Consider the following 12302-nt stretch of genomic DNA (forward strand, 5'->3'; position numbering starts at 1 on the left):
GCACCGCAGGTCGGGCGGGTTGTGCGGGTCGGCGGTAGTGCGCCCGTGCGAGTGGGGCAGACTGAGCGGGTGAGCATTTCGTACGATTTGAACTCCGCTGATGGCTCCGGCGACTCCGCCGACGAGGCCGCCTCCCGCCCCCGACCCCGGGTCGGGCTGCTGGGTACGGGTCCCTGGGCCCGCCGCACCCATGCCCCCGCCCTCGCCGCGCACAGCGGCTCCGAGTTCGTCGGGGTGTGGGGCCGGCGCCCCGAAGCCGCGGCCGAGCTGGCACTCGCGTACGGCGTGAAGGTGTACGAAGACCCCGACGCACTGTTCGCCGACTGTGACGTCGTGGCCTTCGCCCTGCCCCCCGACGTACAGGCCCCGCTCGCGGTGCGCGCGGCCGCCGCCGGATGCCACCTGCTGCTCGACAAGCCCGTCGCCACCACCGTGGAGGACGCCCGCGCGGTGGCCGGGGCCGTCGCGGAGCACCGGGTCGCCTCGGTCGTCTTCCTGACCCTGCGCTTCGCCGAGCCGACCGCGGGCTGGGTCGAGGAACAGGCGGGCCGGTCGGGGTGGTTCACCGCCAGCGCCCACTGGCTCGGCGCCGTCTTCCCGCCCGACGGGGCTCCCAGCGCGTACGCCGACTCGCCCTGGCGCAAGGCCAGGGGCGGGCTGTGGGACGTCGGCCCCCACGCCCTGTCGGTCCTGATCCCGGTGCTGGGCGAGGTCACCTCGGTCAGCGCCACCCGAGGCCCCTCCGACGTGGTCCAGCTCGCGCTGCGCCACGCCTCCGGCGCGGCGAGCACCGCCGTCCTCAGCCTGGGCGCCCCGAGCGCGGCCGCCGGGGTGGGGCTGGAACTGCGCGGGGCCGAGGGCGTCTTCGGGCTGCCGGACTGGAGCGACGTACCGGGTGCGTACGGGCGTGCGCTGGACGCGCTGCTCACGGCGGCCCGTACCGGGGTGCCGGATCCGCGGGGGGCCGGGTTCGGGGCGCGGCTGACGGAGATCCTGGCGGAGGCGGAGGCGCAGCTGCCGGGCTGAGGTGCGCCGGGCGGCCGGGCGGCCGAGCGGCCGGGCGGCCGGGCGGCTGCCCGGCCCGGCCGGCGCCGGCTCGGGCCGCTACTTGATCAGGGCGTTGGCCACGATGATGGCCAGGCCGATCGTGGCGTCCGCGAGGCCGATCAGCAGTGCGGAGCTGAGCCGGTAGCCGACCCGGATCGCCACGAAGGACCCCCAGGCGAACAGCAGCGCGGTGTTCAGCCCGAGCCCGACGGCCGTCACCCCGTGCGAGTCCCAGCCGGTCAGCCCGGCGAGTACCAGCAGCAGGACGGTGGGGAGGGTGGCCGCGATCATCGGCCACTCGTTCCACAGCGCCCGGGCCAGGACCCGCCACCGGTGCCCGGCGGAGCCGGCCCGGTGGGTGGTCATGTGGTGCGAGTACCCGTGCGCGAGCGCGGCCGTGGCCGCCGTCACGACCACCCAGCTGGCGTCGTAGAACGGGGTGTAGGGCCCGTCCTTCTGGTCCAGCGCGGCCAGCAGCCCGCTGGCGAGCACCGTCCCGTACACCCCGCCGAACATCCAGTCGGCGCCGCGCCGGGGCGGGGGGAGGTGCTGCGGGCTCTTCGGCTGGGGCGGCTGCTGCTGGGGCTCCGGTCGCGACTCGGGCTGCGGCTGCGGCTGGGGCTCCGGCGACTGCTCGGCGTTCACGGTGCGCGGTCCTCGGGTGCGGTATATCCCCTTTCGGGCTGACTTCGGCAAGGTTAGGTGCTGCGGGGTGGGCTCCGCGTGAGCGCGGCCAGACACCCCCTAGTGCTGGGCCTTGCGGGAGAGGGCCTCGTGGACGGCCTCGTCGGAGCGGGCGACCACGGCCGTGCCGTCCTCGGCGGTGATGATGGGGCGCTGGATCAGCTTCGGGTGCGCCGCCAGGTGCGCGATCCAGCGCTGCCGGGCCTCCTCGGTCTCCTCGCGCGGCAGCTCCCGTACGCCCGTCTCCTTGGCCAGCGGGTCCGAGGTTCGGGTGATGTCCCACGGCTCCAGACCCAGGCGGCCCAGGACCTCGCGGATCTCGGCCTCGGAGGGGACGTCCTCCAAGTAGCGCCGGACCGTGTACTCGGCTCCCTCCGCGTCCAGCAGGGTCAGTGCGCTGCGGCACTTCGAGCAGGCGGGGTTGATCCAGATCTCCATGCCGGAAAGCTTAGCGAGGCGGTGTCTGGCCAGGGCCTTTGTCAGTGGTCGCCGGTAAAATCTAAGAAGAACGACAGGAAGCCAACTACCGTTTGGGAGGCTGTAGATGGCCACTGCCAGGACCGCCGTCACCATCCAGCACGTCAAGAAGAAGCCGCTGCCGGCGGGGCTGCCCCGCGAGTGGTACGAGAGCCACAACCGGCGCCTGAAGGCGATGCGGTTGGCCATATCCCTGCTCGACTCGGGGACGTATGACGCTCAGCGCGCCACCAACCGGAAGATCCGCACGATGGCCGTGCGGACGGGGATACACCGCCCGTCCAATGTCACCTGCAAGATGGTCCGCTCCTTCATCCGCGAAGCGGGCTGAGCGGGAGCCCGGAGGTCCGCCGGGGGTCCGCCGGGGGGCCGGTGCGGTCACTCCAGGGACAGCACCAGCAGGGCCACGTCGTCGCGCGGCCCGCCCCCGGTGAAGGCGGCCAGGTCCCGCCACACGGCGCGGGCCAGGCCGGCCGGATCCGTCGCCAGTACGGGGATCCGGTCGGCCAGCGGGTAGAAGTGCCCGGCCGCGTCCCGGGCCTCGGTGACGCCGTCGGTGTGCAGCAGCAGCCGGTCCCCGGCCCGGACCGGGACCTCGGCGACCGTCGCCGGGCCCGGTCCGGCCAGGCCCAGGCCGAGCGGGGGCCCGGGTTCCACGTCGAGCTCGCGGACCGCGTGGTCGCGCAGCAGCAGGGCCGGGGGATGCCCGCACGACAGGATCCGTACCAGGCCCCGGCCGGGCGGGACCTCCAGCAGCACCGCGGTCGCGAACAGCTCCGGATGCTGCACCGAGGCGGCCGCCGAGTCCGCCAGCAGCCGGCGGTCCAGGCGGGCCGCCACCGCCGCGAGTTCCGCGTCGTCAAGGACCCCCTCGCGGAAGGCGCCGAGCAGCGCCGCCACCGTGCCGACCGCCGCGAGGCCGTGGCCCTGCACGTCGCCGACGATCGCGCGCACCCCGTACGGCCCGACCCGTACGTCGTACAGGTCGCCGCCCACCAGGGTGCCGCGCTGCGCCGCGCGGTACAGGCCCGAGCAGCGGACCGGGCCGACGCGGTCCGGCACCGGCGGGAGCACCGCCAGCTGGGCGGCCTCGGCGACGGTCCGCACGCTCACCAACTGGGCGTCCCGGCGCCGCCGGACCCAGGCGATCACCACGCTGAGCAGGCCGATCGCGGCGACCGTGGCGAGGTCGGAGCCGCGGGCGTGGGAGATGCCGATCGGCAGGCCGAGGAGCAGGAGCACGAGGCCGGCGAAGACGGCGGTGCCGGCGGCGCCGTACGCGAAGGCGGCCACCGGGGGCAGGCCGGCCAGGAAGTAGCCGAACTCGACGTCGCCCGGGGTGGTGCGCTGGGCGAGCACCAGCACGACCAGCGCCACCGCGGGCGCGAGCCGGGCCCAGCGCGGCGGCGGCGCCCCGCGCAGCCAGCCCGGCTCCTCGCGTCCGCGTCTCACCCCTCCACCCTGGTACGCGGTGCGGGGCGGCGCACGCCGGGTGGCCCCTTACGGGCTCGGCCGCGACAGTGGTGGCGTGACGGATACGCAGAGCGCGGAGATCAGCACCCGGCTGAACTGGCTGCGCGCGGGGGTGCTGGGCGCCAACGACGGGATCATCTCCACGGCCGGCCTGGTGGTGGGCGTGGCCGGGGCGACGACCTCGCGGACGGCGATCGTGGCGGCGGGCGTGGCCGGGCTGCTGGCCGGGTCCCTGTCGATGGCCGCGGGGGAGTACGTTTCGGTGAGCTCGCAGCGGGACTCCGAGAACGCGGCGCTGGACCTGGAGCGGCGGGAGCTGGTCGAGTCTCCGGAGGCGGAGCTGGCGGAGCTGACCGACCTGCTGGCGGCCAGGGGCCTGTCCCCGGCCGTGGCCCGGGAGGCCGCGGAGCAGCTGACGGAACGGGACGCGCTGCGGGCGCACGCGCGGGTGGAGCTGGGGATCAACCCCGACGAGCTGGCGAACCCGTGGCACGCGGCCCTCGCGAGCCTGATCGCCTTCACGGTGGGGGCGCTGCTGCCGCTGCTGGCGATCGTCCTGCCGGGGGCTTCCAGCCGGGTCCCGGTGACGGCGGTCGCGGTCCTGGCCGCGCTCACCCTGTGCGGGGTGATCAGCGCCCGCCTCGGCGCGGCCCCGATCCCCCGCGCGGTGCTCCGCAACGTAACGGGCGGCGCCCTGGCCATGGCCGTCACATACGCAGTAGGCACCTGGCTGGGCACCTAGGGGGTGTCTGACGGATGTCCGTGGCGTCGCGGCGTCCGCACGTGCTCTCGCCGCACCGACCGGAAGCCCGCGTACTGGACGTACTCGGGCTTCCGGTCGGCACGCCGAGAGCACGCACCGGACGCCGCTCCTTCCCCCACGGACATCCGTCAGACACCCCCTAGCCCCCGCCGGCATCTGGCTGAGCACCTGCCCCCCGTCGGCCACCTGGCTGGGCACTTGCCCCCGTCGGCCACCTGGCTGGGTACTTGCCCCCGCCCGGCACCCCGGGGCGGCACCCCCGGCGGCACCGGGCGGGACCCGGGCGGAGCCCCCGGCGGCACACGGGTCGGAGCCCGCGGCGAGGGCGCGGGCCGGGGGTTCGGGGCCTGCGGCGCGGCGGGGCGGCAGGATGGGGGGATGCGCATCGCAGTCACCGGTAGTACCGGACTCATCGGGCAAGCCCTTGCAGAAGACCTCCGCGGCGACGGCCACGACGTCATCCGCTTCGTACGGCGCGAGCCGCAGTCCGCCGACGAGGCCCGGTGGGACCCCGCCCGGGACTACGTCGACCCCGCCGGCCTGGCCGGCTGCGAGGCCGTGGTGCACATGGCCGGGGCCGGCGTCGGCGACCACCGCTGGACCGCCGCGTACAAGCGGGAGATCCGCGACAGCCGGGTCAACGGCACGCGGGCCATCGCCACCGCCATCGCCGCGATGCCCCGGCCGCCGGCCGTCTTCGTCAGCGGCTCCGCCATCGGGTACTACGGCGACACCGGCGACCGCGCCGTCGACGAGGACTCCCCGGTCGGCGAGGGCTTCCTCGCCGAGGTCTGCGTCGAGTGGGAGGCGGCCGCGGCCCCCGCCCAGGCGGCCGGGGTCCGGACCGTGTTCGCCCGTACCGGCCTGGTCGTGGCCCGCCAGGGCGGGGCCTGGGGCCAGCTGTTCCCCGTCTTCCGCGCCGGCATCGGCGGCCGGCTCGGCAACGGCCGCCAGTACTGGTCGCACATCTCCCTCCGGGACGAGATCGCGGCCCTGCGGCACATCATCGACACCCCCGCCCTGTCGGGCCCGGTCAACCTCACCGCCCCAGAACCGCTGACGAACCGCCAGGTCACCGCGGCCATGGGCCGGGTGCTGCGGCGGCCCGCGGTGATCCCCGTACCGGCGATCGCCCTCAAGGTCGCGCTCGGCCAGTTCGCCGAGGACGTGCTCGGCAGCCAGCGGGTGCGCCCCGCCCGGCTGTTGGAGTCCGGGTTCGTGTTCCGCGATCCGGGGATCGAGGACTCCATCCGCGCGGCCCTCGGCGACGGGGCGCACTAGCGATCGACGAAGGGGCGCACTAGCGATCTCGGCGCGCGACCATCGTGCGACCTTTTGTGACCCGAATGCGACCGCTGTGCGACCGGAGCCGACCGCAATCGCCCGCCCGACTCGGGTTCCGCTGGAGCCGGTTGGGGGAAGGAGGACGAAACACAGCCGCGCCGACCTCGGGGAGGGGCACGTGCTCAGCAGCACACGCAGCACTCGCAGCACACACCACGCGGACGTCGTCATCGTGGGCGCCGGAGTCTCAGGACTCGCCGCCGCGCACCACCTGATCGCAGCGGGGGTCACCGTCACCGTCCTGGAGGCCGCGGGGGACCCCGGCGGCCGGATGGCCACCGAAGCCGTGGACGGCTTCCGGCTGGACCGGGTCGGCCAACTGCTCAGCACCGCCTACACGGAGCCGGCCCGCACCCCGGGACTGGAGGGCCTCGTCCTGCGGCCCTTCGCGCCCGGGGTCCTCGTCCACACCGAGGGCAAACAGCTGCGCGCCGGGGCCCTGACCCCCGCCCGCGCCCTGGCCAGCGGCTCCCTCGACCAGGCCCGGCTCAGCGCCGTCCTCGGCCGCCTCGCCGCCCTGCCCGAGGAGCGCCTCCTCGCCCGGCCGGAGCGCACCGCCGACGCGGCCCTGCGGTCCTCCCGCGGGCTGCCCCCGCGCTCCGTGAACGCCGTACTGCGCCCCCTGCTCGCGGCCCTGCTCCGCGACCCGGGGCTCACCACCTCCAGCCGCGTCGCCGACCTGGCGCTGCGCACCTTCGCCCGCGGCCGGCTCGCCGTCCCCGAGGGCGGCGCCGCGACCCTGCCCGACCTGCTCGCCGCCGGGCTGCCGCCCGGCACCGTGCGCACCGGGGTCCGGGTCCGCTCGGTGGCGACCAACCTCGTCACCACCGAGGACCACGGCGACTTCAGCTGCCGCTCCGCGGTCCTGGCGACCGGCGCCCGCGCCGCCGCGGAACTGCTGCCCGGGCTGCGGGTGCCGGACTTCCACGAGGTCACCGTCATCCACCACGCCACCGCCGCCCCGCTGCCCTGGGACGGCTCGCTGCTCCTGGACGGCGACCCCAAGTGGCCCGTCGCCCACACCGCAGTGATGAGTGCGGTCGACCCGACGCGCGCCCCGGCCGGCCGCAGCCTGGTCACCACCACCGTGCTCGGCCCGCCGCCGCCCTCGCGCACCGTCGCCTCGCGCCTGGCCCGGCTCTACGACACCACCACCCGGGACTGGCAGCTGCTCGCCGTCCACCACACCCCGGAGGCCGTGCCCGCCATGCCCCCGCCGCACGACATGCGGCGCCCGGTACGGGTCCTGGCCGGGCTGTACGTGTGCGGCGACCACCGCGACACCAACACCGTCCAGGGCGCCCTGCACTCGGCCCGCCGCGCCGCCACCGCGGTCCTGCGCGACTTCGGCATCCCGCTGCCCGTCCCCGCGCGGCCCGCACTTCCGGTGGCGGCCTGAGAACCACCGAGCCAGGGGCCCGGACCCGACCGGGGCCGGGCCCCGCACCTCACGACAGCGCCGCCACCCGGTCCCGGTACGTCCGCACGGCCGAGGCGTCCCGGTAGGGCTCCAGCCGGCGCTCGAAGTCCCGTACGTACTCCACCGCGCGCACCGACCGCATCTCCATCGCCTGCTGCGCCGCCTCCGCGCCCAGCGCGCAGGCCTGGTCCAGCTCGCCCAGCCCCAGCCGCGCCGTGGCCAGCACCACCCGGCAGAACAGCCGCGAACGCGCGTACCCGGGCGCCCGCAACTGCAGCGAGCGCTCCGCGTGCTGCGCCGAGGCCCGGTACTGCTGGAGGTCCCGGTGGCAGTGCCCGAACTCGTCCGCCAGCTGCGCCTCGCCGTAGTCCCGCGCCCAGTGCGGTACGTCGTCCGCCGGCCGGGCGGCGCCCAGCGCCCGCTCGGCCCGCACCAGTGAGGCCGTGGACGCCCGCACCTCGCCGAGCACCGCGTGCCCCCGCGCCTCCGCCGAGTGCAGCAGCGCCTGCACCACCGGCGGGGGGCCCGAGCCGACGCCCTGCTGGGCCACCCGGGCCAGCTGCACCGCCTCCCGGCCGTGGCCGAGGTAGACCGCCTGGCGGCTCATCGTGACCAGCACGTACGACCCGTACGGCCGGTCCCCGGCGGCCTGCGCGAGCCGCAGCGCCTGCACGAAGTAGCGCTGGGCCAACCCGTGCGCGGCGATGTCGTACGAGGTCCAGCCCGCGAGCCGGGTCAGGTCGGCGGCGGCCGCGAACAACCGCCGCCCGGTGGTCTCCCCGTAGGTGCCGCGGAGCATCGGCTCGGCCTCGTGCTCCAGGTAGCGCACCAGGGCCTGGCGGGCATGGCCGCCGCCGTAGGCGTGGTCCAGGGTCCGGAACAGCTCGCTCACCGACCTCAGCGCCGCGATGTCGCCGCTGGTGACCCGCTGCCCGGGCCCGCGGTCGATCTGGCGCTGCCGCGGCACCGAGGTCCGGCCCTGTACGGGCACCCGCGCTGCGGTCTGGTCCGCGCCGCGGCCCACGCGCTCGTCGGCCCGGCCGATCAGCCAGTCCCGGCTGGGCACGACCAGCCCGGCCGGGGTGAAGGCGATCTTCCGCAGCTCCGCGTGGGAGCCGGAGTCCTTGCGCCACAGCCCGCTCGCGATGTCCACGGCCTCCTCGGGGGTGGCCGCGAACTCCAGACCGGCGTAGACGGGGGCGCAGGCGTCCAGGCCGAGGTCCTGCGCGGACAGGCGCCGCCCGAGGCGCCGGGTGAAGACCTCCGCGATCAGCGCCGGGGTCGTGCCGCGCGGCTGCTGCCCGCGCAGCCACCGGGTCACGGAGGTCTTGTCGTACCGCAGGTCGAGACCGTGTTCCAGCCCGAGCTGGTCGACTCGGCGGGCTAGCCCGGCGTTGGAGAACCCGGCTTCCGCGATCAAGGCTGCGAGCTGCCGGTTGGGGACGCGCTGGGCAGGTCGTTCCGTCATCGGCTCCACGGTCTCCTGACGTGACGGACCGGAGTCCCGGCCCTGTGAACGGCGTGAATGTAGCGGCGAACTCCGCTCAGACCGCCCGCTCTGCCCCACATTCATCCGATCGTGTGCAGAATCGGTGGGGCCCTTTACGGACCGGACCCCTCTGTCGGCGTACGCTGCGCCCCATGACCCGCCGGTCCAACGGGGTGCGTCCCCCTGTCGAGAGAACTGCCGAGTCCACGGCGCCGCTGCCCGCGCCGGAGCTGACCGAGGCGGAGTGCCGGCGGTGCGGGACGTACATCGCGGGGCTCGACGGGCGCTACGCCTGCGGGGTGTGCGGCTGGGTCAACGACCACTCCGAGGGCCACCGGCGGCTGCCGCGGGCCGACGAGGACCCGGACCGGCCGCCGCAGGGGCGCAGGCGGCCCAGGCAGCTGCCGGGCCCGCCGGCAGGCGCCTGAGGGCTCCCGCACGGCCCGCCGTACCCTTGCCTGGTGCGATACGTGCACACAGCAGGTTCAACGAGGAGGCGCTGCGGTGGCTGAGCTTGGGTTTGTCCATCTGGGCTTCGGGCCGGAAGCCGTCGAGTACACCGAGGCGTGGGAAGAGCAGCGCCGGGTGCACGCGGCCCGTTTCGCGGACGAGGTCGGCGACACCTGCCTCCTGCTGGAGCACCTGCCGGTCTACACCGCGGGCCGCCGCACGGCGGACAGCGAGCGTCCGCTGGACGGCACGCCCGTCGTGGACGTGGACCGCGGCGGCAAGATCACCTGGCACGGCCCGGGCCAGCTGGTCGGCTACCCGATCATGAAGCTGCCCCGCCCGGTGGACGTGGTCGCGCACGTCCGGCGCCTGGAGGACGCGCTGATCCGCACCGCCGCGGAGTTCGGCCTGGAGACCACCCGGGTCGAGGGCCGCTCCGGGGTCTGGGTCCTCGGCGACCCCGTCGAGGAGCGCCCGAAGCTCGGCGGCCTCTCGCTCGACTTCGACCCCCGGCTGCACGACGAGGAGTTCGACGCCCGTCTGAACGGCCCCGAGTACGCCCCGTCCAACGCCGGCCAGCGCCGCGAGGACCGCAAGCTCGCCGCCATCGGCATCCGCGTCGCCAAGGGCGTCACCATGCACGGCTTCGCGATCAACGTGAACCCGGACAACACCTGGTTCGACCGGATCGTCCCCTGCGGGATCCGGGACGCGGGTGTGACCTCGCTCTCCTATGAGCTGGGCCGCGAGATCACCATCGCCGAGGTGCTGCCGGTCGTCGAGCGCCACCTGGCCGAGGTGTTCGAGCACGCGGAGCTGCGGCCCCGCGAGATAGAGCCGGCCGCCGGCTGACGGCCGGGGAATGCGGCCACCCCCTCGCAGGTTGGCCGACGTAAGAGCGTATGAAATTACGGGCGTACCCTGGTGGGCGCCGAAGAATCGAAGTCACAGGGAGCCGGTCGTGTCCGCAGTCGCACCCGACGGACGCAAGATGCTGCGCCTCGAGGTCCGTAACGCCCAGACCCCCATCGAGCGCAAGCCCGAGTGGATCAAGACCCGGGCGAAGATGGGTCCCGAGTACACCAAGATGCAGGCCCTGGTGAAGGGCGAAGGACTGCACACGGTGTGCCAGGAAGCCGGCTGTCCGAACATCTACGAATGCTGGGAGGACCGCGAGGCCACCTTCCTCATCGGTGGCGACCAGTGCACCCGGCGCTGTGACTTCTGCCAGATCGACACGGGCAAGCCCGAGGCCCTGGACCGGGACGAGCCGCGCCGCGTCGGCGAGTCCGTGGTCACGATGGACCTGAACTACGCCACCATCACGGGCGTCGCGCGCGACGACCTGGCCGACGGCGGCGCCTGGCTGTACGCGGAGACCGTGCGCCAGATCCACCAGCAGACGGCGGGCCGCGAGGCCGGCCACACCAAGGTCGAGCTGCTGGCCCCGGACTTCAACGCGGTCCCGGAGCTGCTGGAGGAGGTCTTCGCCTCCCGCCCCGAGGTCTTCGCGCACAACGTCGAGACCGTGCCGCGCATCTTCAAGCGGATCCGCCCCGGCTTCCGCTACGAGCGCTCGCTCGACGTGATCCGGCAGGCCCGCGCCTACGGACTCGTCACCAAGTCCAACCTGATCCTGGGCATGGGCGAGGAGCGCGAGGAGGTCTCGGAGGCGCTGAAGGAGCTGCACGAGGCCGGCTGCGAGCTCATCACCATCACCCAGTACCTGCGGCCCTCGCCGCGGCACCACCCCGTCGAGCGCTGGGTGAAGCCGGCCGAGTTCGTGGAGCTGGCGAAGGAGGCCGAGGAGATCGGCTTCTCCGGTGTGATGTCCGGGCCGCTGGTCCGGTCCTCGTACCGTGCGGGCCGTCTCTACCAGCAGGCGATGGAGAAGCGCAGCCGAGCCTGAGCGCAGGTTGCGGGTCTGTCCGAGGTACGGGGGCAGGCACGCGGCCGGAGCGGCGGCGAGGCGGAGCTCGACCGGCAAAGAGAGAAGCGCGCGACTGTGTGAAGTCGCGCACAAAGTCTTACTAACGAGTAACACCGCAGCGGCGCGGCCCCTAGGCTCTTTCCAGGAAGAGTCCGGCGGGCCGCGTCAATGTTTCACAACGTTTGACCGACGAGCCACACGCTGGTAACACCAGTCAGTGACGATTGCTCCACGCACCGCACACACCACCGAGTGAGCACCGTGAAAGGGATCGACATCATGCAGGCCGCGCCCGTACGCGCCATCGCCATCCCGTCCTTCACCGACGCCTTCCGCGGCATAGAGTCGCTGCTCATGAGCGGGGCCCGTCGCAACGCCTGGACCGCGGTCCTCGAAGACCGCCGCAGGGCCAAGGACCGCGTCGAAACCGAGCACGTACTCGAGGCCGCGGCGACCCGGACCCCGCAGGCCACGTAAACTTCGCTGTATGGCGAGGAAGTCAAACGCAGAGACTGCTGCGAACCCCGGGCGACTGAAGCAGATCGCCCTGACGTACAAGATGACGCGCAAGGCCGACCCGAAGGTCGGTCTGATCGTCGCGGGCGTGGGAATCGTCACCTTCGGTGTCTTTCTTGCGATCGGCTTCCTGATCGACCACCCGGTCTACCTGGGCATCCTGGGCTTCCTGGTGGCGTTCCTCGCGATGGCGATCGTCTTCGGACGACGGGCCGAGCGGGCTGCCTTCGGGCAGATGGAGGGACAGCCGGGCGCGGCCGCGGCCGTACTGGACAACGTGGGACGGGGCTGGACGACCACCCCCGCCGTCGCGATGAGCAAGCAGCAGGACATCGTCCACCGTGCCGTCGGCAAGGCGGGCGTCGTGCTGATCGCCGAGGGCAACCCGAACCGGGTGAAGCCCATGCTCGCGAACGAGAAGAAGAAGCTGGCCCGGATCATGCCCGACATCCCGGTCCACGACTTCATCGTGGGCAACGGCGAGGGCGAGGTGCCGCTCAAGAAGGTCCGTACGACCCTGCTGAAGCTGCCCCGGGTACTGGCCGGCCCGCAGATCACCGCGGTCAACGACAAGCTCCGGGCCATGGGCGACCTGATGAGCAACATGCCGATCCCCAAGGGCCCGATGCCCAAGGGCATGCGCATGCCGCGCGGCGGAAAGATGCGCTGACCCGCTTTTCGTATACAACACACAGGGGCGCCCCCGAGC

Annotated in this window: 14 protein-coding genes; 10 read left to right on the top strand and 4 right to left on the bottom strand. The window is 74.0% G+C overall.

Annotated elements, in window-relative coordinates; genetic code table 11:
- Nucleotides 1–87: 87 nt before the first annotated feature.
- Nucleotides 88–1026 (top strand): Gfo/Idh/MocA family protein, encoded by a 939-nt coding sequence (locus tag ACZ7GJ_RS17485; RefSeq protein WP_470752819.1) that lies wholly within the window; start codon nucleotides 88–90, stop codon nucleotides 1024–1026.
- A 78-nt stretch (nucleotides 1027–1104) separates the two neighbouring features.
- Here ACZ7GJ_RS17485 and ACZ7GJ_RS17490 read toward each other — a convergent pair whose 3' ends face one another.
- Both ACZ7GJ_RS17490 and ACZ7GJ_RS17495 read right to left on the bottom strand, forming a co-directional pair.
- Nucleotides 1105–1692 carry a hypothetical protein gene (locus tag ACZ7GJ_RS17490; protein WP_470752562.1) on the bottom strand — a complete coding sequence of 196 codons (588 nt, stop codon included), beginning with the start codon at nucleotides 1690–1692 and terminating at the stop codon, nucleotides 1105–1107.
- Nucleotides 1693–1791: 99 nt separating this feature from the next.
- Entirely contained in the window at nucleotides 1792–2169 is a 378-nt protein-coding gene (locus ACZ7GJ_RS17495) for an ArsC/Spx/MgsR family protein (protein ID WP_470752563.1), read from the bottom strand.
- Nucleotides 2170–2275: 106 nt separating this feature from the next.
- Here ACZ7GJ_RS17495 and ACZ7GJ_RS17500 point away from each other — a divergent pair, with 106 nt between their 5' ends.
- Nucleotides 2276–2539 (top strand): hypothetical protein, encoded by a 264-nt coding sequence (locus ACZ7GJ_RS17500; RefSeq protein WP_470752565.1) that lies wholly within the window; start codon nucleotides 2276–2278, stop codon nucleotides 2537–2539.
- A 47-nt stretch (nucleotides 2540–2586) separates the two neighbouring features.
- Here the strand turns inward: ACZ7GJ_RS17500 and ACZ7GJ_RS17505 are convergent, their stop codons facing one another.
- Nucleotides 2587–3660 carry a PP2C family protein-serine/threonine phosphatase gene (locus ACZ7GJ_RS17505; RefSeq protein WP_470752567.1) on the bottom strand — a complete coding sequence of 358 codons (1074 nt, stop codon included), beginning with the start codon at nucleotides 3658–3660 and terminating at the stop codon, nucleotides 2587–2589.
- A gap of 76 nt (nucleotides 3661–3736) precedes the next feature.
- On the opposite strand from ACZ7GJ_RS17505, the gene ACZ7GJ_RS17510 reads away from it, so the two are divergent.
- The 3 genes from ACZ7GJ_RS17510 (at nucleotide 3737) to ACZ7GJ_RS17520 (ending at nucleotide 7187) form a co-directional block, all read left to right on the top strand.
- Nucleotides 3737–4423 (top strand): VIT1/CCC1 transporter family protein, encoded by a 687-nt coding sequence (locus ACZ7GJ_RS17510; RefSeq protein ID WP_470752569.1) that lies wholly within the window; start codon nucleotides 3737–3739, stop codon nucleotides 4421–4423.
- 399 nt (nucleotides 4424–4822) lie between these two features.
- A complete protein-coding gene (locus ACZ7GJ_RS17515; RefSeq protein WP_470752570.1) occupies nucleotides 4823–5725 on the top strand; it encodes a TIGR01777 family oxidoreductase in 903 nt (300 codons plus the stop codon).
- A gap of 181 nt (nucleotides 5726–5906) precedes the next feature.
- Entirely contained in the window at nucleotides 5907–7187 is a 1281-nt protein-coding gene (locus tag ACZ7GJ_RS17520; protein ID WP_470752572.1) for an NAD(P)/FAD-dependent oxidoreductase, read from the top strand.
- Nucleotides 7188–7236: 49 nt separating this feature from the next.
- On the opposite strand, the gene ACZ7GJ_RS17525 is transcribed toward ACZ7GJ_RS17520, so the two are convergent.
- Complete coding sequence (locus ACZ7GJ_RS17525) at nucleotides 7237–8676, bottom strand: regulator (protein ID WP_470752573.1); 1440 nt, start codon at nucleotides 8674–8676, stop codon at nucleotides 7237–7239.
- A gap of 173 nt (nucleotides 8677–8849) precedes the next feature.
- Here ACZ7GJ_RS17525 and ACZ7GJ_RS17530 point away from each other — a divergent pair, with 173 nt between their 5' ends.
- From ACZ7GJ_RS17530 to ACZ7GJ_RS17550, 5 genes are all read left to right on the top strand, one after another.
- Nucleotides 8850–9125, top strand: a complete 276-nt coding sequence (locus ACZ7GJ_RS17530; protein WP_470752576.1) for a hypothetical protein — start codon at nucleotides 8850–8852, stop codon at nucleotides 9123–9125.
- 76 nt (nucleotides 9126–9201) lie between these two features.
- On the top strand, nucleotides 9202–9999 hold the full coding sequence (lipB, locus tag ACZ7GJ_RS17535; protein ID WP_470752578.1) for a lipoyl(octanoyl) transferase LipB: 798 nt from the start codon (nucleotides 9202–9204) through the stop codon (nucleotides 9997–9999).
- Between the two features lie 109 nt (nucleotides 10000–10108).
- A complete protein-coding gene (gene lipA, locus ACZ7GJ_RS17540; protein WP_470752579.1) occupies nucleotides 10109–11056 on the top strand; it encodes a lipoyl synthase in 948 nt (315 codons plus the stop codon).
- Nucleotides 11057–11356: 300 nt separating this feature from the next.
- Nucleotides 11357–11554 (top strand): SCO2195 family GlnR-regulated protein, encoded by a 198-nt coding sequence (locus ACZ7GJ_RS17545; protein ID WP_214937012.1) that lies wholly within the window; start codon nucleotides 11357–11359, stop codon nucleotides 11552–11554.
- 10 nt (nucleotides 11555–11564) lie between these two features.
- Entirely contained in the window at nucleotides 11565–12263 is a 699-nt protein-coding gene (locus tag ACZ7GJ_RS17550) for a DUF4191 domain-containing protein (RefSeq protein ID WP_470752581.1), read from the top strand.
- Nucleotides 12264–12302: the final 39 nt, after the last annotated feature.

The organism is Streptomyces sp. NPDC037242 (assembly GCF_055604165.1).